This window comes from Pseudoalteromonas lipolytica, from assembly GCF_900116435.1.
Classification (GTDB): domain Bacteria; phylum Pseudomonadota; class Gammaproteobacteria; order Enterobacterales; family Alteromonadaceae; genus Pseudoalteromonas; species Pseudoalteromonas lipolytica.
On sequence record NZ_FPAZ01000003.1, the window covers coordinates 181,018 to 204,685 of the forward strand.

The following is a 23,668-nucleotide window of genomic DNA, read 5'->3' on the forward strand; positions in this document are numbered from 1 at the left end:
CTGATTACAGCTTAATTACTTATTCTCAAGCAATTTACCACTGCCAATTTCAATTTTACGTGGTTTGAGTGCTTCAGGAATTTCACGCTGTAAATCAATGCTTAAAAGTCCATTTTCAAGGTCTGCACCGAGTACTTTAACGTGGTCACCTAGTTGGAACTTACGTTCAAAGTTGCGCTCAGCAATTCCTTGATGGATAAACTTACGCTCTGCATTGTCTTCTTTGTCAGCTTTTGTGCCGCTGACTTTTAATGTATTGTTTTCTGACTCAATGGTCAGTTCACTTTCACTAAAACCGGCAACGGCCATAGTGATACGGTATTTGTCTTTATCTAATGCTTCGATGTTGTATGGAGGAAAACTTGGCTGCTTGTCTGTGCGTGCTGCCGCATCCATTAATGATGCTAAATGATCGAAGCCAATGAATGAACGATAAAGTGGTGATAAGTCTACTGTACGCATAATAATATCCTCATATTTAAGCGATATTTTGTTAGTACTCTTCTTTTGAACAAGTGCTAACAAAGTTAAATTAATTATATAAATTTCAATTACTTTGGTTTGTTTGGGACCCATCAGGCGTCCTCACTAAACGATTTATGGGCAAGCAAAATCTTTTCAAGATTTTTTACAAAAAAAATTGCAATTTTTTTCTCTTTTTGAAATTTATTGAGGCTTATTCTGGTCTGAATAAGTTGATTTTAAAGGGCTAAGCACGTACAAAATAAAAATGAAAAAAATACCCTCAGTTTTAAAAAAAATAGTCGCTTTGACTAAAAACTTGCTGTTGATGGCTATCATCTTGTATGCCGTTACGCTATTTCAGCAACGAAATTTATTACCAACAGACCACACTCCCGCCCCCTATTTCAATTTAGCGACACTCGACAATCCACAGCAACGCGTCACCATTGCCGATTTAAAAGGCACAAACACAGTGCTGTATTTTTTTGCCCCTTGGTGCAGTATTTGTCGCTACAGTATGCCTAATCTCGAAAAAGCCTATCAACAAGGCGAACTGAATGCGATTGCCATTGCCCTTGATTATGAAAATATTGACGAGATAACGCAGTTTACAGATTCACTAGACTTAACGATGCCCGTTTTATTAGGGACACGGTATACAGGACAAGATTATAAAGTCAGTGCCTACCCAACGTATTATGTTATTAATGAGCAACTCGCGATTACAGCTCATTCTATGGGGTATTCCACAGAACTTGGGCTGCGCATACGAACACGAAAGTGACTTAAGAGGCACTCAGAGACAAAACAGAATAGAGTAATCGATTTTATGCACTGTTTTTATGAATCTAATTCGTTAATATGATAACTAGACCAACACACTTACATCGAGGAGAGCGATATGTTGACTGTAATTTTTGGCCGTGAGGGCTGTCCATACTGTGTACGCGCAAAAGACGTAGCAGAAAAACTAGCGAACGAGCGTGAGGATTTTAAATTTCGCTACATCGATATTATTAAAGAAGGTATCAGCAAAGCAGATTTAGAAAAGTCTGCTGGCAAACCTTGCCCAACCGTTCCACAAATTTTTATTGACCAAACTCACATTGGTGGCTTCACAGAATTCGAAGCATACGCTAAAGAAAATTTAGGGTTATATCAATAAATTGTAAACATGGTTGATTTTGGTAAATTACAACTGATTAAATTATGACCAACATCAACCACATACAAATTAGTTGTAATTTATACAAGCAATTGCATTGTATTTCCTATACAATGCGCGCCTCTTTAAATTCGTTGAGGCGTATTAATGTCAGAACCAGTCACGTTTGAATCTTTAAATCTTTCTCCTGCAATTTTAAAAGCAGTTGAAGAGCTAGGTTACAAGACTCCATCTGAAATCCAAGCTCAATGTATACCGTTATTGCTAGAAAGAAAGGACGTACTGGGACTAGCGCAAACGGGTACAGGTAAAACAGCAGCATTTGCACTGCCATTACTAAATAATATTGACCCGTCTGTGAAACAGCCACAGATCCTTGTTCTAACGCCTACGCGTGAACTTGCGATCCAAGTAGCTGAGGCATTCGAACAATATGCTAAGCATACTCGTGGTGTAGAAGTTTTAGCCCTTTATGGTGGCCAAAGCTACAGCATCCAATTAAGTGCACTTCGTCGTGGCGCGCAAATCATTGTTGCAACGCCAGGCCGCTTAATCGACCACATTAACCGTGGCACAATCAAATTCGAGAGCTTACAAGCCCTTGTTCTTGATGAAGCGGACGAAATGTTACGCATGGGTTTCATTGATGATGTAGAAAGCATCATGGAAAAAACACCGCGTGAAAAGCAAACATGTCTTTTCTCTGCAACCATGCCTAAGCAAATCCAAAATATCAGCAGCAAATACATGAACGAGCCTGAGCAAGTTCATATTTCAGCGCGTAACTCAACAGTATCGACTGTTGAACAAGTATTTTGGAATGCACACGTACACAAAAACAAAGCGATCGTGCGCTTCTTAGAAGCTGAAGAATACGATGGTGCGATTGTTTTCGTACGTACACGTAATGACACAGTACAATTAGCTGAATTACTTGAGCGCGAAGGTTTCTCTGCCGCACCACTTAATGGTGACATGAACCAACAAGCACGTGAACGCACTGTAGAGCGTTTGAAAAGTGGTTTACTTGATATCGTAATTGCAACCGACGTTGCAGCACGTGGTCTAGATGTTGACCGTTTAAGCTTGGTAATTAACTACGATATTCCACAAGACTCTGAAGCCTACGTTCACCGTATTGGCCGTACAGGTCGTGCGGGTCGTTCAGGTAAAGCGATTCTTTTCGTAAAACACAACGAGCGTTATTTACTTAAAAATATCATTCGTCATACGAAGTCTGAAATTGCACAAGTAGATTTACCAACAGCGAAAGTTGTTGAAGAAAAACGCATCAAAGCATTGCAAGACAAGTTGACTATTGCACTTGAAAATAAAGACATCACGTTCTTTAACCAAGTAGCGGCCAACATGGCTGAAAAGCTTGAACTAAGCTTCGAAGACTTAGCAGGTGCCTTACTGTGTTTAGCGCAGCAACAATCACCAATCAAGGTTGAAGAAGTTAAAGTTCAACCGCGTGGCGAACGTACAGAACGCGGTGGTGATCGCCGTCGTAACGAACGTGCTGACCGTGGTGATCGCCCTGCTCGCGAACGTAAACCGCGTGAGCCGCGTGAACGTAACAGCCGCAGCATGGGTCCTATGGATACATACCGTATCGAAGTAGGTCGTGAGCACGGTGTACAAGTTAAAAATATCGTTGGTGCGATTGCTAACGAAGCAGATATCTCAAGCAAGTTTATTGGTGACATTCGTCTGCACGACAGTCACAGTACGGTACAATTACCGCAAAACATGCCTAAAGATGTGCTTGATCACTTCCAAAAAGTGTTTATTTGTAAACGCCCAATGGGAATGACACTCACCAAAGCTGAAGCCGCTTCTGAGCGCCCAGAGCGCGGCGAACGCCCAGCAGGTGAGCGCAGTGATAAAAAGCGTAGCTTCAAAGACAAAGACCGTGGTGAAAAACGTAGCGGCCCTCGTAAAGAGCGTCGTCCAGTAAGCTTCACAGCTAACTAAGCGTTTAAAGCTAACGACTAAAAAAACCTTGTCATGAGAGTGACAAGGTTTTTTTGTGTCTGAAGTAAAGCTGTCAGCTATCACCATTCAGTTTTTAAAGTCACGGCTTAACTACCTGCCATCAATTCACTATTATCTTCAAGGTATTTAATCAATTCATCTAATTTTCGGTATGGGTAGAATATAAACTTTGCCATACTGCCCTGCATCTGCCACGACGGCTTCAATACCGTTGTCTCGAAATAAGTAAAGCTTCGATATAAACTTGATTGGAATACGTTTTTTAATAAACCAATAATTCCTTCCCTTGAGATAACCATCACCGATTTCAACCGCTGTATATTTAATTAAGGTTGATACTAAAAATGCCAAGAAAAGCGAACCTAAAAAAATGCAAAAGAAGAAAAAGGGTAATTGATAAGCAGTAATGTGTTCAAATGTGCTCTCAAGACTCATCCCACTTTGGAAGTAGCGGATGATAAACATAAAAATAACAGGTATTAAAATTAAAAAGTCTTAGTAAGTTTTTTCCAAAGCTATTGCCACTCAACATTAAATTTCACACGATTTCCTCTACTAATAGGTTACATCAAAAAAGCCTCAGCATGGCTGAGGCTTTGTTATTTTTATGGTTATGATCCCGCTGGGTACACGTAGCTTGACTGTAGGCCGAGTGGGATGCCTAAGCCCCAATATGCTAGTAAGAAGATACTCCAGCCGATTAGGAACGCGATAGAGTACGGCAGCATCATGGCAATTAAGGTGCCGATACCTGTGCCTTTAACATACTTCTGGCAGTACACGACAACCAATGGGAAGTAAGGCATTAACGGGGTGATAATGTTTGAGCTTGAATCACCCACACGGTACGCTGCTTGGGTTAAGTCTGGCGATATGCCTAATTGCATTAACATAGGCACAAAAATAGGCCCAAGTAATGCCCATTTTGCCGAGCTTGAACCCACAAACAAGTTTACGAACGCAGTTAAGAAAATAATACCAATCACGGTTACAGAACTGGGTAATTGCATGGCTTTTAACAGCTGTGCACCTTCAATTGCCAGTAATGCCCCTAGGTTTGATTTACTAAAGGCCGCGATAAATAACGCACAGAAAAACGCCATTACTATGTAATACGCCATGCCGCCCATTGCTTTACTCATGGCATCAATCATGTCTTTAGAGCTTTTGAACGTGCCAACCACAAAGCCATAAACTGCACCAGGTATCCAGAACAGTAGGAAAATTAGTGGCACGATAGACTGCATCAAAGGTGAACGGAAGTTAGTCAGCGAGCCATCGGGGCTGCGCATAGCTGAGTCTGCGGGAGCGGATACAAACCAAAGTAAAGCAAGGCCTGCTACCATCACTGTGCTTGCAATATAAAACGCACGCTTTTCATCGCTACGCGCTTCATCAAAAGCGGGTAAGTCTTCGGTGTCACCATCAAGTGGGGTATTTTGTAAGCGTGGTTCAATAATTTTATCGGTAATGTACCAGCCTAATAGAATAATGAATAAGCTTGAAGCTGAGGTGAAAAACCAGTTATTTAATGGGTTAATCGCCATATCAGGATTAATAATTTGTGCTGCACTTTGGGTAAAGCTTTGCAGTAATGGATCGATACCTGATGGGATGAAATTGGCACTAAAGCCCCCACTCACGCCCGCAAAAGCCGCGGCAATACCCGCAAGAGGATGACGACCCATCGCATAAAAAATAACCCCAGCAAGCGGGATAACTAACACGTAGCCAGCATCAGTTGCGGTGTGGCTAACAATCGCCACTAAAATAATAGACGGGGTCAATAGCTGCTTAGGAGTGACTTTTAGCATTAGTTTTAAGCCCGTATTGATAAAGCCTGAATGCTCAGCAACCCCAACACCTAACATTGCAACAAGCACAACACCTAAAGGAGCAAAGCCTGTAAAGGTTTTTACCATCGACGATAAAAAGGTGGCTAAGGAATCACCCGCCAACAAATTATGGACAACAATGGCCTCGCCTGTTCGTGGGTCTATGGCGTCAAATGTCATGCCCGAAAAAAGCCACGACAGCAGCCAAATAAGTAACATGGCCACTAAAAAGATAATGGCCGGATCAGGAAGCTTATTGCCTACCCTTTCAATGGTATTTAAAAAACGTGCGATTGCTCCGCTTGGTGCCTGCACATCATTGTTATTATTCATTTTCGAATTCCCTAGAAAAATTTCTTGCTTACCTTATCGCATCCGCGTTAAGAGGTAAATTTTAAGTTAACTAAGCTATCTGATTTGGGTACTTAAACTATATAAAAAAAGCGGCCAAAGCCGCTTATTTAAATAACATCAACACCGATTAGGCTAATGCTTTTACTTCATCCCATAAACGAACAACTAATGCTTTATCATCTTCGTTAAGCTCCCCATTACGGTATGCTTTAACCAGGCTCGACTCGACTTGGTTATTAAGCTCGTCGGTTGATAAGTTTAATTCTTCAACTTGCGCATACCCTACCGCCAAATCAAAATGGCCTCGTAAATAGCCACCAGCAAATAACTCATCATCGGTTGCTTTATCAACTAAATCATCAAAATATTGCTGCGCTGCATCAATATAATTTACTAAACTCATGGTTATCTCTCCTCTGGGTGCAGCCCATCTTGATGACCTACTGCATACATTATATGGTCATTAAAACCTGTGGTTACTCTAATATAACCACTTAATTCATCGTCTAACTCACTGTCGCCAGTATCGGCAATCAATGGGCGGCCATTCAAGGCCTGTAATTTTGTTTTGGTTGCGACCACAATAATATTATCGCGGCCGATAGCACGAATAAGTGCTGGACTGAGCTGTTGATTTCCACGACCAAAAATATGGCCCTGACCACCGATCAGGGTGATCACTAATTTAGTCGGTTTACCGTGTGTTAGCTCCAGTAATTGCTGTGCAGTTAAATCCTGAGCAATCAGCGCTTGGTCTGCCACTAAATCAACACCGAGTAAGGTATTCTCTAGGCCCATTTCTTCCATAATGGCAGCAACTGTTGAGCCACTGCCCATGACGTATAAAGTCTCTTCATCCATGTCAGACACCACATAAGCAGCAATATCAGCAAGCACTAACTCGTCGGTTTCTTTACCACCATTTTTAACCGCTTGCACGTAACGTACTTCGCTCGGCACTTGCATTTCACCATACCGCTTTGCTTTTACAGTGCCTTCGCGAAATGCGGCTTCGTCGATATCCATCACGTCTGCATCGCCTAAGCTCACCAACTCACCTTTTACAAGCATTTCAACCACTCGGCCCGCAGCTTTTGGGGTAATAGCATACACACCTGAATGAATTTTACAGCCTGCGGGAATGCCCAACACGGGTGTAGTGTCGCCAACAGCATGACAAATATTTCGGGCTGTTCCGTCACCGCCTGCAAATAAAATAAGGTCTACGCCTTGTTCTACGAGACACTTTGCAGCTTGCTCGGTGTCATCCGGCGTCGTAACGTCGCCACTGTGATAAATAACCTGGGTATTAAAGCCTAGTTGGGTGGCTGTTCGCTCCCCCATTTCACCATTAACGGTGTATATAATGAGCGAGTCTTGATACGCAAGTAATACTTCAAGTGCTGCACGGGTGCGTAAATTTGCTTTGGGTTCTGCGCCGAGTGCCATGGCTTTCGCTGCTGTATCAGCACCATCACTGCCTTTAAGAGCTACACTGCCACCAAGCCCTGCAACAGGGTTTACAATTAAACCTAACTTAAACTGCATCAGATAACTCTCCTGGATGTTGCCATACAAATTGTGCACTTGTCAGTGGCCACGGGGTCTTATAAAAATCACTGAGTGCTTTTAGTAGTGCGTAAGTTCGTTGATTAAAACCAGACGCTAGTAAACTTAATAGGTGCTGGTGAACACGCTGCTGAAAAGCAAAACGACACGTTTGTTCGCCATTTAAATTATCGACCGAAACATTAAAGTCAAAGCCTGCCGCAGCGCTAAGCGCCCATTCTATTGCTTGGGGTTTAACTTCTACCGCTTCAAACTCAGCTTGCTGATGTTTATCACGACCATCTGGACAATACCAATAGCCATAATCTTCCAGTAAGCGGCGTTTTTCACCTGCCACCAGCCAATGGGCAATTTCGTGGAGTGCACTAGCGTAAAAACCATGCGCAAAGACAATTTGATGATAAGTCGTTTGCTCATCTGCAGGCAGGTAAATAGGCTCGTCAGCACCTTTAATTAAGCGCGTGTTATGGCTTTGATAAAAAGTGCTGTCAAAAATAGCAATTAAATCGGCAATCTGATGCATACTGGCTTACATTCATCTCGTTAAAGCGTTACAACAACGCACCAAAAACGAGGCGAATTGTACGGACTTTTCAGCCTAAAGTAAAAACAACCCCTCTCGGTTAGAGGTATTTTGCGATATCGACGTTATCTATTTGTTCAGGGCTCAAATAGCGTTTTGCGTATTCAAGGTAAATACCTGAACTTAAAAACAGTTTAAATACGTCACGATCAATATGATCGTCATCGACCATTTTAGCTAAAATATCAATAGCAACACTCAATGGTTTGGCCTTTTTATATGGCCTATCTGCTGCAGTGAGTGCTTCAAAAATATCAGCAAGTACTAACACTCGTTCAGGTATCGATAAGTCATCCGCTGATAATTTACGCGGATACCCCGTGCCTTTTAAGGTTTCGTGGTGGGTCGATGCATAGCGCGGCACACGGGCTAGCTCTTCGGGGAATGGCACATTATTAAGCATACGAATCGTGCTGATAACGTGTTCATTAATTTTAAATCGGTCTTCTGCGGTAAGTGTTCCACTTCTAATTTGTAAGTTATATAACTCACCTAAATTATACTTGTATTCAGGAACCGACATTTTTATACCTAAATTAGCATCGTATTCCACAGCCTTGTGGTGCGTAATTAGGTCACTGGGTTTATCACTTAACAGCGTTTCTTCAACAGGTAAAGGTTGTCCCTTTAAATCTGCAAAGCGCATTTCTTCTAGAGGCGATAAACCAAGCGTTGCATCGAAATGCCGATGCCACTTAATACACGCAACGTCTTTTAAGCGTGCAAGTTGCTCATCATCCATAAACTCACTTCCCACATTGCAAGTAGCAATGAAAGCAAAGTCAGCATGTAATTTGTCTGTTTCAGCGTCTAACTGCTGTTGCAGTGTCTCCCTGTATGTTGGGTTTTCAAGCAGCTTTTCGTAGTAGTTTATTTTAGCGTCGCGCAGTAACACTTCAAAACGTGTACGGATTTCATGAATACGATTATAAATGGTTTCTAGTTTGGTGCCTTTGTCTACAATGTGTTCTGGCGTGGTAATTTTACCACAGTCATGTAACCACGCTGCCAGTCTAAACTCACGTTTTTCATCTTCGTTTTTAAATGCAAACTCTGCAAAGGCGGGATCTGTTGAATCAGATGCAGCATTCGCAAGCCAAATACCAATCTCAGGAACACGCTCACAATGCCCTGCTGTATAAGGTGATTTATCATCAATCGCTTGGGCTATAAGTTCAACAAACGATTCCATGAGTGCTTTTTGTGAGTTTTCGTGTTTCTCTATAGAGCGGCTCATATCAACCATTGAATTGGCTAAATAATGAATTTCGAGAATGCTACTTGACAGAGTCGACACATTTTTATACTCGCGCTGCTGAATTTTTTTGTTCTCACCAACAAGCTTTAAAATTGGATTCACAATTGATGATGCAAAAAACCACGATATTGGCAGTAGCAGTAATAAACATAAACTCGTTATTAAAATAGAAATCCGAATTTTCTCGCGAATGACCGCAAGTACATCTTCTTTTGCTACCAATACAGTGAAGAAATCGTCATTATCAGCTTGCATGTCACCGCTTAATGGTAAGGGCACGACAAACATGTATTTTTCTATCCCATTTTCATGTACATCCAGCATTTTGCCAAACTGATGACGCTTATTTGCAAGGCCTGTTTTTTGGTCATCAAGCTTAATAAGCGCTGATAAATCGTCAAAGGTATGCTGATGGCTTTGCGTTCTACTGCTGGCAATAATGTCACCACTACCCTGATAGACATACATTTCGGCGGAAACCAAAAACTGCATTTTAGTCTGTTGCTCAGTTAAATACGCACTTAAACTCGAACTTGCTATATCCACCGCAAGCACATCGCCGGTATCATCTGACTTAATCGAATAGGTATAACCCGGTACGTGGTAAACATTAAACATGTACGGTTCAGATTTGGTAACAACCCCACTTTCTGCGTCTTGAAACCATATTCGCGTTCGTGGATCAAAATCGGTTTGTTGTTCTTCTGCTTTACGGACTGTCAGTTGTGAGTCTAAAAATAACATCGACTTACGACGCTCTTCACCTTCCCCCGATACTTTAATGACCAGCCATTTATACTCATCTTTTATATTCAAGCTGGCGGGTAAATTTGCATACCCTTTTAGATTAATAACTTGGAGAAAATCACCATTCGCACGCCCTAAAATAAGTGAATAAAAATCTGTGTGGCGACTAAGCACCTCTATGAGTAAATTTCGAAAAATCTCATAGTTACCTTGGCTTTGTGAAAATAGGCGTGTGTCATGAACCATCACGCTGAGGGTGTTATCTGCACGCTGATTTATACGTGTGATATGATCCGCAATCTGCTGGCTTGTTTGCTTAAATTGCTGAGCTTTGGTGTGCAATACTAACTTTTCGCTGAAGTAATAATGCAAGCTAATCGCCACAATTCCCGTTAAAAGACTGGCAAGCGCAAAGACTAAGAGAACACTCGCTCTAATTGATATTTTATAGCCTTTTTTATGGCGTGATAGCATTCTGCATCTCCTTGCATGCTCTCTTTATTGAATGAATATAAGAAAAAAGAAGTACAGATAATATATACAAGTATCTTTGGATAATTACAATTTATTGACTAAATTAAACGCACCTTGGTATCGATTAAATTTTAATAACCAATTGATTTCTTCCGCCTTCCTTAGCTTGATACAAAGCCAAATCAGCTCGTGATATCACTGATTTTTGCTGCTCCTCACGCATGATGGTCAGACCAAAACTTGCTTGTATCGATAAAGAGCAACTACCTAATTTAAACTCCTCGGCATTTAACCTTGCTATCATGCCGTTTATAAGCGCAGTGGCATCTTTTAATGAACAAAGCGGCAGTACAATGACAAACTCTTCACCACCAAATCGATAGACATCATCAGCACTGCGCAGAGAGTTCGTTAAAAAAGTCGAAAAGTGCTTAAGCACGGTATCCCCCATTTCATGTCCATGGGTATCGTTTACGCGTTTAAAGTAATCAATATCAGCTAAAACGACACACACATGTTTCGTTTTATTTTGCTGCTTAATTAATTTTTGATATCCCTCATAATTGTTATCAAACGCACGCCGGTTAGGCAGCTGTGTGAGTGCATCTTTAAATGCCTGTCTTTTCATTTCATCTGCAAGTTGACTTAGCTGAGTGTTACGAACAAAAAGCTGCCGACGGATTAAATGCTCATGAGCCGACATAACGACCCCTGCAAAATTAGCGGATACATGTGCCAACCCAACCATATAAAAAGTATGGCTACTTACATCTTTATTAAAATAAATAACGGTAATTGCAAATGCACTGTAAGACACACCGATTAAGGTGGCATTCTTTAATGACAATAAAGTAGAGAAATACATAGTGATCAAAATAATCACATCAAAAAACATATGCAGGACATAATGGCGCTCAAAGGTGAACACCATAAATTGCATACTAAAAAATAAGAATGTCATAAACGCAGCCACCGCCTGCGATAATTGCTGTGGTGTCCGGATATAGCACACCCCAAGAGCAGTGATCACACAAACTGCAACAGAAATAGTCCGGCTAAATAATGCAATACCGGGCCAAAAGTTGGGTTGAATTATCATTTTATCGGAATAGGTCACCAGCATAATCATAATGGCGGTGATACAGGCAAGAAACTGTGCAGTTTTTTTATCTTGCTCAAGCTTACTTTGAGTAAATGCTTGCTCAACTTGCATAGAGTTGAACCGACAAAAGTAGCGTGCAATTGACATATCTTGATTTAATAACTTTGCACCGAATGTGCTCATAATTATATACCTACGCAGGAACGGAAAAAGGCGAGTAATGAGGTGTTTAAATAAAGAGCAACCGTTCCATTATAGAGTGAAGAGCTTACAATTAAACTCGTTCTTTTGTATATAAATTACACACATGCACCAACACAAAGTTGCGAAAAAGGCACAAAGCATAAAATTATCGCTTTGTGCGCGGTGATTAAATAATATTCTCTCCTGCCTCATCACGTGTAACAATATCTGTTTCTTGCAGTGCGTGTGCAATCCAATTATTCAAAACAGGACACGATAGTACCTGGTCACAATAAGCTTGTGCAGGGCTTGATAATGTAACTTGGTAAGTTTTAAAGCGCAGTACCACGGGCGCAAACATCGCATCAACAATTGAAAACTCACCATACAGCCATGTATTGGACGACGATTGTGGTCGCATCGAAAATATCTCATCAATGCGGGCAATGTCTTTCTTTGCGTGTTCTGACAGCTCAACATGTCTTTTAGCTCGAATATTCATGGGCATTTCATTTCTGAGTGCGAGAAAGCCACTATGCATTTCTGCAGCCACACTTCTTGCGTGAGCTCTTTTATTTAAGTTTTCAGGCCATGCTCTGCCATTTAGATAAGCATCGTTGATGTATTCACAAATCGCGAGTGAATCCCACACAGCTAAATCACCGTCGATTAATGCAGGGACTTTTTGTACAGGAAATTTCGTTTTTAATCTGTCATAAAAGTCTGGGGTATCTAAAACAAGTTGCTGCTCAGTAAATGATATATTGAATTTACTTAATAAATACCACGCTCTTAATGACCAACTCGAATAATTTTTATTACCAATAAATAATTGCATTTTTCATCCCTTAACGATTAAATTAATACCACTATAGAGCAGCAAAATGCGAATTACTCGCCAATTGTTCTTATACAACCCATAAGAGAAACTGATACATCATGGATATTGATGCCTTACGAACTTTTTGTGCTTTTGTAGACACGGGCAGTTTTACCCGCGCAGCCGCACAGATTTGCCGAACCCAATCTGCGGTAAGTATGCAGATGAAAAAACTAGAACAAGACATAGGGAGTTCTTTATTTGAGAAGCAAGGACGCCAGTTAGTGCTTACCCAACAAGGTCATCAATTAGCAAGTTATGCAAAGCAGTTAATTAATCTTCACGATGAGGCCTTTAAGCAACTTCAAGCAGGCACTGGAAACCGTCGAATTCGTATTGGCTGCCCTGATGATTACGCCCGTTCAATTTTACCGCGACTCGTGAATTCACTGCGCATGTTAAATACTGCGCTGGATATACAAATTAGCTGCGCACCTAGCAGTGAATTAAGGGCTAAGCTTGACCAAGGTCAACTTGATTTAGTGATTGCGACCCGTTCACCGAACTCAGAGGAAGGTTACCTAATACAATCAAGCCAAGGAGTGTGGGTGAAAAGTCCGTCTTTTAAATTAAACCCTGCAACCCCCTTACCACTGGCCTTATTTCAACGCGACTGTAAATTTCACCAAGCCAGCATCGAAGGTCTACTGAAAGCAGAGCGACACTTTAATATTATCGCCTGCTGCGGCTCTGTGGGGGCTTTACATGGTTTAATTGAGCAAAATCTCGCAATAGGGAGCATGGCACGCATTAGTATGCAAAAGAGCGTAGAAGAAATCACCGATGAAACACTCCCCCTCTTACCAGTGATTGATATAGTGCTTTTGCATGGTAATCATGCTCATAACCCCGTCAGCCTTGAGCAACTTAAGTCTCTGATAGAACATATTAAAGTAGTTTGACTAATTTGCGCGTACGTTTAGGGTCGGTTAAGTATAAAAACTCATTCAAATCGTGTGACGCATTAATCAGCATATGCTGTTTTGGGGCTGTTAATTGCCAACTTTTGCTATTAGATGAAACTAAATCAATCGTTTGATATTTGATACTATGCGGCTGTTCTAGGGTGATAGCTAATTGCTGCTTTTCAACTGCAATTCCAATAATTTCATCTTGTTGAGACTGCCATATTAACTCAATATCACCGTCAGAATTTATGCGAAAAACTTCATTACTATTTGAAAAATAAATCTGGTCTTTATCATCTAAGTCCATACCGTAGCAACTCAAGCGTTTACCAGAACCAGAAAATGGCGTCAGCGTTAGATCATTTAAATCAAACTTAGCTGGGTGAAATGTAACCCCATCTTTTGCGCGGTAAGAGACTAAAATGGATTCTTCATTATGATACATTTCGCGTAAATAAAATGAGTGATGAGGATGTGGAATAGCTTCATAGGTCCCACTGACAATATCAATTTTATATAAGGTATCTTTGCTTGCAGTGAATACTTGCTGACCATTTTTATGCCATACAGTACCAAACAGCTCTTCGTTATCTGGATTTGCGAAGACTAATTTCTGTTTTTCATTTTCATACAAAAATAATTGTTTTAGTCCAAAGCGATGTGACTCAAATACAAATTTTGTTGAATCCGGTGAAAACACTGGCAGAAAGTCAACCGAGGAAGTATCCACCCGCTTTGTAAGTGTATTTGGATCTGTTCGTGTTTGACTGACAATATCAACATCCACATTCACTAATTCCATTAAAATTGACTCAGCAGATGAAGTGTACTGGGCATCGCGAATTATTTGATAATTATTAAACGGAATAAGCTGCAGCTCACCTTCAAGACCTAAACTTATAAGTTGGTTACGTTGGCTTATTAATAACGCTTGATTGTTTGGATGCCAACTCAAACCTTGAATACCGTTTTCTATTACTGCAATGGTTTTCACTGTATTACTAGCAAGCTCAAGCACATCGATACGGTATTTATTTTGTCCTGCTTCAAAACCTAACGCGACTTTACTACCATCATTTGATAACGCATGAACAAGTAACCAATCTTGCTCAGAAGCCGCTAGTAAGCGCTTTTTTTGTTTACTGTTTATATCCAGTGAAACCAGTTGGGTGTCATTACTTTGTTTATTTTTCTCGATAAAATAGAGTACTTCTCCAGCTCCCCAATAAATATGATGGCTCGTCAGTGTCGTCTCGGTAAAGCGATTGACAGTCGTTTTCTCACGTGCCACAAATGACGATAAATCAAGCGATAAAGTTTGGAGTGACTGATTATGCTCACTCGCTTCGACAAACGCCAACGCATTGTCTTGTGAAGACCACCCTAAGGCAAAATAACTTGCAGCAAACTTCGTGAGCCTAGCTTCTCGACCTGTGGCTAATTCCTTTAACCAGATATGTTGGTTGCCTTTATCACCTCGAACAAAGGCTAAGTGGTTACCATTATGCGATAAAGATAAATTAGATTCATTCAGTTCGCTTGACGTCAGTGGCATTAATTGACTAAAACTTGGATGCGCTTGCTTATCAGCAATCATTTGCCAAACTACAACGCCTGTAAAAACGAGTACCACGAGTAGCAACGGCAACCATTGCGTTTTTGCTTTAGTTGCTTTAGTTGATTGGCTCAATTCAACCTGCTCCAAGCTATAACCCCGTTTTGGATGAGTAATTATAAATTGAGGGTTCTTGGCATCTTCTTTTAAGGCTTTTCGTAATAACGCAATACAACGCTGTACTGAGCTTGGATTAAATATTGAATTAGGCCAAACCGCAGCGAAGATCATTTCTTGGCTTACGACCTTCCCCTGATGAATATAAAGGGTATGTAATACATCCATGACTTTGGGCTCGACAACTTGCTCATATTCTTGCGATGAAATTAAACATCTGCTTTCATCAATCACAAATTTACCGATTCGATAACTCGCCACTTACTGCTCCAATAAATATTGACGAATCAAAGGTTAAGGTTTTCTTAAGAGAAACTCAAGCATTACTCCATTGTGGCTTTACTCAAACTCATAGATTGTTTTTTCATCTTTCAATAGGTAACAAAAACAATGTATAAACTTTTATCAATCGCCACTATTTTCATCAGTGCTTTTTTACTTTTTCAAATTCAGCCTCTGCTCTCAAAGCAACTTTTACCTCACTTTGGTGGAGGTGCCTCTGTCTGGTCAGCCAGCTTAGTGTTTTATCAAACAATGCTATTGCTTGGTTATTTTTATGCACACTATATCAGTCGGTACACGATTACATTACAAGTAGTTACTCACCTGTTATTGGTTATCATTGCAACACTGGTTATTTACTTACAAAACGAAATTTTTCACTTCACTGATTGGCCTCCAACTCTCGCTGTATTTGTGCATTTATTGCGAGAAATAGGCCCTATTTTTATGCTACTTAGCGCAACCAGTGTGCTTTTACAGCGTTGGTATATCCAAGCCTTTGCAAGACATGTTCCGTACCATTGGTATTCTATTTCAAACCTAGGCTCTTTAATGGCGTTAATGAGTTACCCATTTATATTTGAATTACTGTTTTCGCTAGAGCAGCAAAAGTCATATTGGCTTTTTGGGCTACTCTGCTACTGTGCCTTATTACTATTAATAATGGCGTTTTTGCTAAAAAAAGACCTTAAAGTAGCCCGAAAACCTCAGTTAGCGAATCGTGCAAAGCTATCACAAGGAAAATCGATCTGGATTATTTTGAGTGCCTTAAGTACCGCGATGTTAGTGTCAACAACACATATGATCAGTACTAATATTCCACCAATGCCATTACTTTGGTCCTTGCCACTGGTGATTTACCTACTCACTTTTAGTTATACGTTTGCCAATAAAGTAAATTATCAGCGTTATGTGTGGGCGTATACGTTTGTATTTGCAGTGTTTGCTGGACTGTTAATGTTTTATTTTGGCAGCCAATTTAGCGCACTAGCTCAACTCATTATGTATTGCACTATCTTATTAACCGCCTGCATGGTGTGTCATGGTGAACTAAGAAGTACAGCCCCTGATAACGCTCAATTAACCACTTTTTACTTTTATATTGCCCTAGGAGGTGTGCTAGGTTCACTTAGCAGTACCATGATTGCTCCTTTACTTTTCGTGCAACTTGATGAGTATCTACTGGGGTTAGCTGTTATTTTTAGCTTTATTTGCTATTGCCAATTTAAAACCCAAACAGGTAATAAACACATTAAGTACACCCTCGTTGCAACCGCTGTTGTATGGCTCTCATGCTATTGTTTCTTAGTCGTAAACTTTAATCAGTATAATGTTGCTACGAGCCGCAATTTTTACGGTTACCTCACAGTAAAAGATATTCATACCAATACAATAAAAGAAAGGCGCTTAATAGATGGCACAACCATCCATGGCGCAGAGCCACTTGATAATAATCAATTCCTTGGTCAAAGTTATTATCATCAACATACGGGTGTTGCTAAATCTCTCACGATTTTAAAACAACAGGGCGCATTAAACATAGGTGTCATTGGTTTAGGAGCTGGTGTACTCGCAAAGTTTGTGGGTCAAGGTGACCGTCTCCATTTTTTTGAACTCAATCCTGCAGTGCATGACATGGCAAAGAATTATTTTTCTTATTTAAATAGCAGTAAAGCCAATGTGAGAGTAACCATAGGTGATGGTCGAATTGCGCTTCAAAAAAATCATCAAGAAACATTTGATGTGTTAATCATTGATGCTTTTTCAAGTGATGTTATTCCCGCGCACTTACTCACTCGAGAAGCTATGTCGCTCTATTGGCAAAGACTCAATGAAAATGGCGTACTGATCGTGCATATTTCCAATAACCACATCGATTTATTGCCCGTATTACAAGCACACAGCCAGCATTTTGATAAAACGTTAATAAAGTACAGTTATCAAGGGCGTGGCTTAAAATCTCTGGGCTCTGACTGGGTGGTATTAACCAGTAATCACACTTTTTTAAATGATGTTTCTATTAGTGACTTATCGCCTATAAAGCACTACGGGAACTCTCAACTTGCAGAATGGACTGATCAAAAAAACAGCTTGTTGCCTCTGTTAAAATTTTAAATTAAAACACAAAAAAGCGCGATGGCTTGAAAGCTATCGCGCTCATTACTTTTTCTAAATAGATACTTTTAGATTGAGCCTTTGATTGGCCCATGCTCGTGGCTTACATGGGGGTTTTGGCCACGCTGGCGTAATAAATGGTCCATTAAGGTAATCGCCATCATCGCCTCGGCGATGGGGATTGCACGAATACCCACACACGGGTCGTGACGACCTTTGGTGATCATTTCAACGGCTTCGTTGCTGGTATTTATACTGTTACCCGGAATCGTAATGCTTGACGTTGGTTTTAGCGCGATAGACGCAATAATATCTTGTCCTGTCGAGATACCCGCAAGCACTCCCCCCGCGTGATTTGATGTAAAACCATCTGGGGTCAGCTCATCACGGTGCTCTGAGCCTTTTTGCTCAACGACATCAAAGCCATCACCAATCTCAACACCTTTTACCGCGTTGATGCTCATAAGTGAGTGCGCAAGCTCAGCATCAAGACGATCAAATACTGGCTCACCTAAGCCAACAGGCACATTCTTAGCGACTACTTTCACTTTAGCGCCTACCGAATCACCCTGCTTTTTAAGCTCACGCATGTACTCATCAAGCGCGTCTAATTTACTGGTATCGGGGAAGAAAAACGCATTGTTTTCTACTTCATCCCAGTTATAGTTTTCGGCTTTAATAGGCCCAAGCTGACTTAAACATGCACGTACTTCAATACCATGAAATTGCTTTAAATATTTTTTAGCAATCGCTCCTGCCGCCACACGAATCGCGGTTTCTCGAGCTGATGAGCGACCACCGCCACGATAATCGCGGATACCGTATTTATGCCAGTAGGTGTAATCACCATGACCTGGGCGAAATACGTCAGCGATTTTACCGTAGTCTTTTGAACGTTGATCGGTGTTTTCAATCAGTAAACCAATACTTGTGCCTGTGGTTTTACCTTCAAATACACCTGAAAGAATTTTGACTTCGTCACTTTCACGGCGCTGTGTTGTATAACGACTTTGCCCTGGTTTACGACGATCTAAGTCAATTTGTAAATCGGCCTCACTAATTTCAAGGCCTGCTGGTGTGCCATCAACAACGCCGCCTAATGCAACGCCGTGGCTCTCACCAAAGGTGGACACCTTAAATAACTGCCCTATGCTATTACCTGCCATTAACTTTCCTCATTCCTGGCTACTGAGACCGAGCCCTAAGGCTCGGCTTTTAAATTCGCTATTAATCGGCGAAATAATTAACAAGCTGTTGTTTGCTTATCACAAATACGCCTAAGCCACCTTGTTCGAATTCAATCCATTCAAACGGCGCGCCTGGGTACAGTGCATCCATATGTACCATAGAGTTACCAACTTCGACAAATAACAAACCGTTATCAGTTAGATGCTCTGCTGCTTCAGCTAAAATGGTACGAGTGACGTCAAGTCCATCATGGCCCGATGCTAAACCAAGCTCTGGCTCATGGTGGAATTCGCGCGGTAAGTCGGCCATGTCTTCAGCATCAACATAAGGCGGGTTAGCAACGATCAGGTCATATTTTTGTCCTGGCACACCGCTAAATACGTCTGACTGAATAGGTAATACACGCTCATTAAGCATGTAATCACTAATATTAATATCAGCAACTTCTAAGGCTTCATACGAAATATCGACTGCATCAACTTGCGCGTCTTCAAAAGCTTGTGCAAGCGCAATGGCGATACATGCAGAGCCTGTGCATAAATCAAGAATGCGGGTTACCGACTCAGGCTCTTCAAGCCAAGGAGCAAACCGGTTGTTAATTAGCTCAGCAAAAGGTGAACGCGGAATCAATACACGCTCATCAACATAAAATGGCATGCCGGCAAACCAGGCAATATTTGTTAAATAAGGCACTGGCGTGCAATCGTTAATACGTTCAGCGATTAATGCTGCTAAACGATTTTTTTCAGTGCTCGTTAAACGCGCATGCATTAGCTCTTTAGGTGCATCAACAGGTAAACTTAGTGCTGGTAGCAATAAGCTGACCGCTTCATCCCATGCGTTATCTGTGCCGTGGCCAAAGAAAATACCACTGCTCGCGAATTGACTGGTTGTCCAACGTAACCAATCGTGCAACGTTGAAAGTTCAGCAATTGCCTCGTCTAAAATTGCGTCTTCTATTTGGAAATGGTTCATGTATGTTCCTTAACTTTCAAAGTCTGTTCTGACGCGTATTGTACCGTCTTTTCAATTGCTTTTTACTCGATTTTTAGCGTTTTTTTGTTTAGACTGCCGTCATGAAAAAAGATCCCCACGACAACAATCACATCAGCACTGACGATATAGACTTATTTCGTCAGAGTATCAGTGGTGCCAAAGCATTTAAACAAGACACTATCCGATTTACTAACAAGCCTAAAGTGTCACAAGCGAAGCAATTTTCCCAGCAAAAAAAGCAACATCAGTCAGAATTTTTCTTTTCAGACGAATATGTGCCAGATATTGATACGCACGGCACTGTAAGCTATGTCAAACCAGGGCATGATTCCTACTTGGCAAAACAACTGCGTCGTGGTGACTACGTACCTGAGCTAACCCTTGATTTACATGGGTTAAATAAAGAACTTGCCAAAGATGAGCTTGCAGGACTGATTCACGAATGTAAAAAACAACATTACTACTGCGCGTGTATCGTGCATGGGATTGGTGAGCGTATTTTAAAACACAAAGTACCGCAGTATTTAGTGCAACATCCCGATGTTATTGCTATGCACCAAGCCCCGCTTGAATTTGGCGGTAAAGGCGCAGTACTTATTTTAATTAACCTTCCGCAAAGTGACGAATTCCGACGTTAACGTCACTTTAATAAGGCCACAAGTGCATATTTTTTCGATCATCTTTCCACTGATTTTTATCGTGCTAAGTGGCTACATTAGTAGTCGTAGCCGATTTTTATCGAAAGAACACATCGCAGGCCTCAGTAAATTTACTTTTTATATTAGCGTTCCGGCATTTTTATTTGTCAATATGGCGCAAGCAGATTTACATAGTAGCGTTAGTATTGCTGGATTTTTAAGCTTTTATATTCCGGTATTAGCAATCTACGCACTCGGGTATTTGCTTGATCGCTATGTAATTTATAAGCAATCAGCCGCATCTCGCCATGCCGTGTTTGCGCTGGGTAGTAGCTACTCTAATACCGTACTAGTCGGGCTACCAATTATTATCGCCGCACTTGGGCAGCAAATGGTTGGGATTGTGTTTATGATCATTACCTTTCACAGCGCTTTACTGTTTACACTGACTTTTCTATTGAGTGCAAAATCGCAGCAAACCTTTTCATGGCGAGCCTTCGCGAAAAATATGTTACTGAATCCTGTGGTTCTAAGTATAAGCAGCGGCCTTGCGATTAACTTATTGGGTGTAACGCTTTATCACGATTTGGTGAATGGTTTGAGCTTACTTGCCAAGCCAGCTATTGCCTGCGCACTGTTTGTGTTAGGCGCAAATTTAGCGTTTTATAAGGTGGCAGATAACTGGCAAGCATCCCTTATCGCAACCATCATTAAGCTCGTAGTCTTACCATGTAGTGTGTACTTTTTTGCAACTCAGGTTTTCAACCTTGAACACTCTTTGATGACTGTACTGGTATTGCTCAGTGCGTCGCCATTAGGAGTGAATGCGTATTTAATAGCTAACCAAATAAAACAACATCAAGCAACGCTCGCAAGTGCTGTCGTCATATCAACCACACTGAGCGTTATAAGTTTTACTGTTTGGTTAAGCATTTTACTTTAAGTCTTACAGCCCACCAGATACATCCACAAAACTGCCTGTGGTAAACGATGCATGCTCTGAGGCCAAAAAATAAATGGCTTTGGCGACCTCATCAGCCTCACCGCCTCGCCCGAGTGGTAATTTACTTTTTAAGCGGTCTACGCGATTAGCTTCACCACCATCACGGTGCATGTCGGTATAAATTAAGCCGGGCCTTACAGCATTAACACGAATTCCCATACTGGCGATTTCTTTTGCAAGGCCTATGGTAAAGGTATCAAGTGCGCCTTTTGAGGCAGCATAATCTAAATACTCATTCGCTGAACCTGTCCGTGAAGCCCCCGATGACACATTAACAATACTGCCTTTGTGCATTCGCTTTATAGCTTCTCGCGCACATAAAAATGCCCCTGTCACATTACAGCTCAAAATAGCATTAATACGCGCCGCGTCCATTTCTAAAAGTGACATTTGTGGCTTCATCATCGCAGCATTGTTAACCAGTATATCTAAGCGTGACACCGTGCTATCAAGTGCAGCAAACATAGCCATTACTTGTTGCTCATCAGCCACATCTGCCTGAAAGGTGTGCGCTTTAACCCCTTGCTTTTCGATTTCTTTGGCAACTTGTTCGGCGCTTTGTTGGTCTGATTTATAGTTAATGCACACATCATAGCCATGCTTGGCAAATAGTTTAGCTGTTGCTGCGCCAATACCACGCCCACCACCAGTAATAAGCACAACGGGATTTGAACTCATGATGACTCCTTAAAAACTAACTGAAATTGCTCGCACACTAAGGGCATCTCAGGATGACGTGAATAAGCTGTGCCGTGTAATTCTCGCTGGTAGTATGGCCAATGCACTTGTTGCCAATAACGAAGACTTTTATCGCCCTCGCCTTCTAACGCGGCATACGCTTCGGTAATTTGATTATAAGGGGTGATAACAACAGAGGTGGTTTCAATAATGCCAAGCGGCCGCCCTTGCCAGTTCGTAAAAATAGCCAAGTCACCAACCCGAGGGAGCGCCTCGTTATTAGCTTCAAACCAATACAGTGATGAGGTGGTCGCTCGCTTGACTCCTTGCAGAACAAGGTCAGCGCATTCATTGGCATCCACCTCATTATCGCAAAAATGCCAAGCAGGCAAAGTACTAATTTGACAAGATGACTGCTGGTTAAAATCAGCAATCATCTTGTTAATTCGTTGCTCGTTACTTAACGGCTGCAACAACTGAAATCTCAACAAGTAGCGCGTCACGCGCCATTTTAGCTTCAACACAGGCACGCGCGGGGGCATGGCCTTCAGGTACCCATGCATCCCACACTGCATTCATATCGGCAAAGTATTCCATGCTTTTAAGATAGAGGGTGGCGCTTAACATATGCTCTTTGCTGCTACCGGCTTCAATTAGCAGAGTTTCAACTTTATCGAGCATAGTTTGCGTTTGTTCAGCAATGCCTTTTTCTGCATCAGCGCACACCTGCCCACATAAGTACACCGTGCCGTTATGCTTAACGATGCGGCTCATTCGCGCACCTGTTTGTAATCGTTCAATTGTCATAGTATGTATTAAATAGTTAACAGTGACAGTAATTTAACAGACATACTGCTATATTTCGACGTTATTTGGCGAGTGAATACTTAGGTAGTGGCTTCGCTGTTTCGTTTCATCATATTCAATGACTGCTACAGCACCCGTATTAAAAATAGGCATATTACCAGGGCTCAATTGATCAACTAAATAACTCACGATCGGCATGTGAGCGACAACTAGCCAAGTATTGCACTGTGGATGCATCGCGATTAACGTTTCTAAATAATCAGTAGCCACTTGTGGTACACCGTCGGGAGTAATGTCGCGACACGTTTCTTTGTAGAGTAACGGAATATTGTGTGTTGCATTTTCAGCCGTTTGCTGGGCACGTAAGTACGGACTTACCAACAAAGCGTCTGGTTTATAATGACATGCTAACCACTTCCCCATCCTACTGGCTTCTTGTTGACCCGTTGGCGTCAATTGTCTTGCTGCATCATCTGCTTGCATAGGCGTTGCTTCGCCATGGCGCATGATTAAGATTGTTTTCATAAAAAATCAACCAATTAAAGAATATAAAACAGTAGCCAGTTTGCTTGATTGTTAGCTATATTAGAATATCATCACAAGATAGATTAAACATCCGCTTATGATATTCAGGTAGATTTTCGTTGCTGTGCCTTTAGCGTTCCTGAGATTATCATCTGTTGTTAGGACATTAACGCATTCTTTCAG

Annotated in this window: 22 protein-coding genes and 1 pseudogene; 7 read left to right on the forward strand and 16 right to left on the reverse strand. The window is 41.3% G+C overall.

Annotated features, from left to right (window positions below; all coding sequences use genetic code 11):
• Positions 1 to 15: 15 nt before the first annotated feature.
• Positions 16 to 462 (reverse strand): Hsp20 family protein, encoded by a 447-nt coding sequence (locus BM378_RS03795; protein WP_036971655.1) that lies wholly within the window; start codon positions 460 to 462, stop codon positions 16 to 18.
• Positions 463 to 769: 307 nt separating this feature from the next.
• On the opposite strand from BM378_RS03795, the gene BM378_RS03800 reads away from it, so the two are divergent.
• The 3 genes from BM378_RS03800 to BM378_RS03810 all read left to right on the forward strand — a co-directional run bounded on the left by BM378_RS03800 (position 770) and on the right by BM378_RS03810 (position 3,607).
• Positions 770 to 1,249 carry a TlpA family protein disulfide reductase gene (locus BM378_RS03800; protein WP_244223142.1) on the forward strand — a complete coding sequence of 160 codons (480 nt, stop codon included), beginning with the start codon at positions 770 to 772 and terminating at the stop codon, positions 1,247 to 1,249.
• Positions 1,250 to 1,366: 117 nt separating this feature from the next.
• A complete protein-coding gene (locus BM378_RS03805; protein ID WP_036969909.1) occupies positions 1,367 to 1,630 on the forward strand; it encodes a GrxA family glutaredoxin in 264 nt (87 codons plus the stop codon).
• Between the two features lie 147 nt (positions 1,631 to 1,777).
• Positions 1,778 to 3,607, forward strand: a complete 1,830-nt coding sequence (locus BM378_RS03810) for a DEAD/DEAH box helicase (RefSeq protein WP_074988641.1) — start codon at positions 1,778 to 1,780, stop codon at positions 3,605 to 3,607.
• A gap of 156 nt (positions 3,608 to 3,763) precedes the next feature.
• Here the strand turns inward: BM378_RS03810 and BM378_RS03815 are convergent, their stop codons facing one another.
• The 8 genes and pseudogenes from BM378_RS03815 to BM378_RS03850 all read right to left on the reverse strand — a co-directional run bounded on the left by BM378_RS03815 (position 3,764) and on the right by BM378_RS03850 (position 12,571).
• Complete coding sequence (locus BM378_RS03815) at positions 3,764 to 4,093, reverse strand: hypothetical protein (RefSeq protein ID WP_143104561.1); 330 nt, start codon at positions 4,091 to 4,093, stop codon at positions 3,764 to 3,766.
• Positions 4,094 to 4,239: 146 nt separating this feature from the next.
• Positions 4,240 to 5,796 (reverse strand): AbgT family transporter, encoded by a 1,557-nt coding sequence (locus BM378_RS03820; RefSeq protein WP_065978787.1) that lies wholly within the window; start codon positions 5,794 to 5,796, stop codon positions 4,240 to 4,242.
• A gap of 148 nt (positions 5,797 to 5,944) precedes the next feature.
• Complete coding sequence (locus tag BM378_RS03825; RefSeq protein ID WP_036969913.1) at positions 5,945 to 6,220, reverse strand: YfcL family protein; 276 nt, start codon at positions 6,218 to 6,220, stop codon at positions 5,945 to 5,947.
• A 2-nt stretch (positions 6,221 to 6,222) separates the two neighbouring features.
• Positions 6,223 to 7,365, reverse strand: coding sequence for an ATP-NAD kinase family protein (locus tag BM378_RS03830; protein WP_074988643.1), 1,143 nt, complete (start codon positions 7,363 to 7,365; stop codon positions 6,223 to 6,225).
• Positions 7,355 to 7,909, reverse strand: a complete 555-nt coding sequence (locus BM378_RS03835) for an elongation factor P hydroxylase (protein ID WP_036969921.1) — start codon at positions 7,907 to 7,909, stop codon at positions 7,355 to 7,357. Before BM378_RS03835 ends, BM378_RS03830 begins: the two co-directional genes overlap by 11 nt.
• Before the next feature lie 100 nt (positions 7,910 to 8,009).
• Positions 8,010 to 9,599, reverse strand: a pseudogene (locus tag BM378_RS03840) (HD-GYP domain-containing protein); the annotation flags it as partial.
• 973 nt (positions 9,600 to 10,572) lie between these two features.
• Entirely contained in the window at positions 10,573 to 11,733 is a 1,161-nt protein-coding gene (locus tag BM378_RS03845; protein ID WP_074988645.1) for a GGDEF domain-containing protein, read from the reverse strand.
• 187 nt (positions 11,734 to 11,920) lie between these two features.
• Complete coding sequence (locus BM378_RS03850) at positions 11,921 to 12,571, reverse strand: glutathione S-transferase family protein (protein ID WP_074988646.1); 651 nt, start codon at positions 12,569 to 12,571, stop codon at positions 11,921 to 11,923.
• A gap of 101 nt (positions 12,572 to 12,672) precedes the next feature.
• On the opposite strand from BM378_RS03850, the gene BM378_RS03855 reads away from it, so the two are divergent.
• Positions 12,673 to 13,515: a LysR family transcriptional regulator gene (locus BM378_RS03855; RefSeq protein WP_074988647.1), complete on the forward strand. Its 843-nt coding sequence runs from the start codon at positions 12,673 to 12,675 to the stop codon at positions 13,513 to 13,515.
• Here the strand turns inward: BM378_RS03855 and BM378_RS03860 are convergent.
• Positions 13,502 to 15,514 carry a winged helix-turn-helix domain-containing protein gene (locus tag BM378_RS03860; protein ID WP_074988648.1) on the reverse strand — a complete coding sequence of 671 codons (2,013 nt, stop codon included), beginning with the start codon at positions 15,512 to 15,514 and terminating at the stop codon, positions 13,502 to 13,504. The two genes, BM378_RS03855 and BM378_RS03860, sit on opposite strands and share 14 nt — an antisense overlap.
• Positions 15,515 to 15,643: 129 nt before the next feature.
• On the opposite strand from BM378_RS03860, the gene BM378_RS03865 reads away from it, so the two are divergent.
• Positions 15,644 to 17,650, forward strand: coding sequence for a fused MFS/spermidine synthase (locus tag BM378_RS03865; protein ID WP_074988649.1), 2,007 nt, complete (start codon positions 15,644 to 15,646; stop codon positions 17,648 to 17,650).
• A 68-nt stretch (positions 17,651 to 17,718) separates the two neighbouring features.
• Here the strand turns inward: BM378_RS03865 and aroC are convergent, their stop codons facing one another.
• Both aroC and prmB read right to left on the reverse strand, forming a co-directional pair.
• Positions 17,719 to 18,816 carry a chorismate synthase gene (gene aroC / locus BM378_RS03870; RefSeq protein ID WP_036969935.1) on the reverse strand — a complete coding sequence of 366 codons (1,098 nt, stop codon included), beginning with the start codon at positions 18,814 to 18,816 and terminating at the stop codon, positions 17,719 to 17,721.
• Positions 18,817 to 18,877: 61 nt separating this feature from the next.
• Entirely contained in the window at positions 18,878 to 19,813 is a 936-nt protein-coding gene (gene prmB, locus BM378_RS03875; RefSeq protein ID WP_065978781.1) for a 50S ribosomal protein L3 N(5)-glutamine methyltransferase, read from the reverse strand.
• A 101-nt stretch (positions 19,814 to 19,914) separates the two neighbouring features.
• Between prmB and smrB the strand changes: the two genes are divergently transcribed.
• Both smrB and BM378_RS03885 read left to right on the forward strand, forming a co-directional pair.
• A complete protein-coding gene (smrB, locus tag BM378_RS03880; RefSeq protein WP_036969939.1) occupies positions 19,915 to 20,472 on the forward strand; it encodes an endonuclease SmrB in 558 nt (185 codons plus the stop codon).
• 22 nt (positions 20,473 to 20,494) lie between these two features.
• On the forward strand, positions 20,495 to 21,415 hold the full coding sequence (locus BM378_RS03885) for an AEC family transporter (protein ID WP_065978780.1): 921 nt from the start codon (positions 20,495 to 20,497) through the stop codon (positions 21,413 to 21,415).
• A gap of 3 nt (positions 21,416 to 21,418) precedes the next feature.
• Here the strand turns inward: BM378_RS03885 and BM378_RS03890 are convergent, their stop codons facing one another.
• The 4 genes from BM378_RS03890 to sixA are packed head-to-tail and all read right to left on the reverse strand — an operon-like array spanning position 21,419 to position 23,485.
• Positions 21,419 to 22,153, reverse strand: a complete 735-nt coding sequence (locus BM378_RS03890) for an SDR family oxidoreductase (RefSeq protein ID WP_074988650.1) — start codon at positions 22,151 to 22,153, stop codon at positions 21,419 to 21,421.
• On the reverse strand, positions 22,150 to 22,590 hold the full coding sequence (locus BM378_RS03895) for an ASCH domain-containing protein (protein ID WP_074988651.1): 441 nt from the start codon (positions 22,588 to 22,590) through the stop codon (positions 22,150 to 22,152). Before BM378_RS03895 ends, BM378_RS03890 begins: the two co-directional genes overlap by 4 nt.
• A gap of 19 nt (positions 22,591 to 22,609) precedes the next feature.
• Positions 22,610 to 22,960 (reverse strand): RidA family protein, encoded by a 351-nt coding sequence (locus tag BM378_RS03900; protein ID WP_065978777.1) that lies wholly within the window; start codon positions 22,958 to 22,960, stop codon positions 22,610 to 22,612.
• Positions 22,961 to 23,008: 48 nt separating this feature from the next.
• Positions 23,009 to 23,485: a phosphohistidine phosphatase SixA gene (gene sixA, locus BM378_RS03905; RefSeq protein WP_036969950.1), complete on the reverse strand. Its 477-nt coding sequence runs from the start codon at positions 23,483 to 23,485 to the stop codon at positions 23,009 to 23,011.
• Positions 23,486 to 23,668: the final 183 nt, after the last annotated feature.

Bases quoted from the DNA above. Each gene is read 5' to 3' on its own strand.
- BM378_RS03795 (WP_036971655.1), bottom strand. From the start codon at position 462: ATGCGTACAGTAGACTTATCACCACTTTATCGTTCATTCATTGGCTTC.
- BM378_RS03805 (WP_036969909.1), top strand. From the start codon at position 1,367: ATGTTGACTGTAATTTTTGGCCGTGAGGGCTGTCCATACTGTGTACGC.
- BM378_RS03810 (WP_074988641.1), top strand. From the start codon at position 1,778: ATGTCAGAACCAGTCACGTTTGAATCTTTAAATCTTTCTCCTGCAATT.
- BM378_RS03815 (WP_143104561.1), bottom strand. From the start codon at position 4,093: ATGTTTATCATCCGCTACTTCCAAAGTGGGATGAGTCTTGAGAGCACA.
- BM378_RS03820 (WP_065978787.1), bottom strand. From the start codon at position 5,796: ATGAATAATAACAATGATGTGCAGGCACCAAGCGGAGCAATCGCACGT.
- BM378_RS03825 (WP_036969913.1), bottom strand. From the start codon at position 6,220: ATGAGTTTAGTAAATTATATTGATGCAGCGCAGCAATATTTTGATGAT.
- BM378_RS03830 (WP_074988643.1), bottom strand. From the start codon at position 7,365: ATGCAGTTTAAGTTAGGTTTAATTGTAAACCCTGTTGCAGGGCTTGGT.
- BM378_RS03835 (WP_036969921.1), bottom strand. From the start codon at position 7,909: ATGCATCAGATTGCCGATTTAATTGCTATTTTTGACAGCACTTTTTAT.
- BM378_RS03845 (WP_074988645.1), bottom strand. From the start codon at position 11,733: ATGAGCACATTCGGTGCAAAGTTATTAAATCAAGATATGTCAATTGCA.
- BM378_RS03850 (WP_074988646.1), bottom strand. From the start codon at position 12,571: ATGCAATTATTTATTGGTAATAAAAATTATTCGAGTTGGTCATTAAGA.
- BM378_RS03855 (WP_074988647.1), top strand. From the start codon at position 12,673: ATGGATATTGATGCCTTACGAACTTTTTGTGCTTTTGTAGACACGGGC.
- BM378_RS03865 (WP_074988649.1), top strand. From the start codon at position 15,644: ATGTATAAACTTTTATCAATCGCCACTATTTTCATCAGTGCTTTTTTA.
- aroC (WP_036969935.1), bottom strand. From the start codon at position 18,816: ATGGCAGGTAATAGCATAGGGCAGTTATTTAAGGTGTCCACCTTTGGT.
- prmB (WP_065978781.1), bottom strand. From the start codon at position 19,813: ATGAACCATTTCCAAATAGAAGACGCAATTTTAGACGAGGCAATTGCT.
- smrB (WP_036969939.1), top strand. From the start codon at position 19,915: ATGAAAAAAGATCCCCACGACAACAATCACATCAGCACTGACGATATA.
- BM378_RS03890 (WP_074988650.1), bottom strand. From the start codon at position 22,153: ATGAGTTCAAATCCCGTTGTGCTTATTACTGGTGGTGGGCGTGGTATT.
- BM378_RS03895 (WP_074988651.1), bottom strand. From the start codon at position 22,590: ATGATTGCTGATTTTAACCAGCAGTCATCTTGTCAAATTAGTACTTTG.
- BM378_RS03900 (WP_065978777.1), bottom strand. From the start codon at position 22,960: ATGACAATTGAACGATTACAAACAGGTGCGCGAATGAGCCGCATCGTT.
- sixA (WP_036969950.1), bottom strand. From the start codon at position 23,485: ATGAAAACAATCTTAATCATGCGCCATGGCGAAGCAACGCCTATGCAA.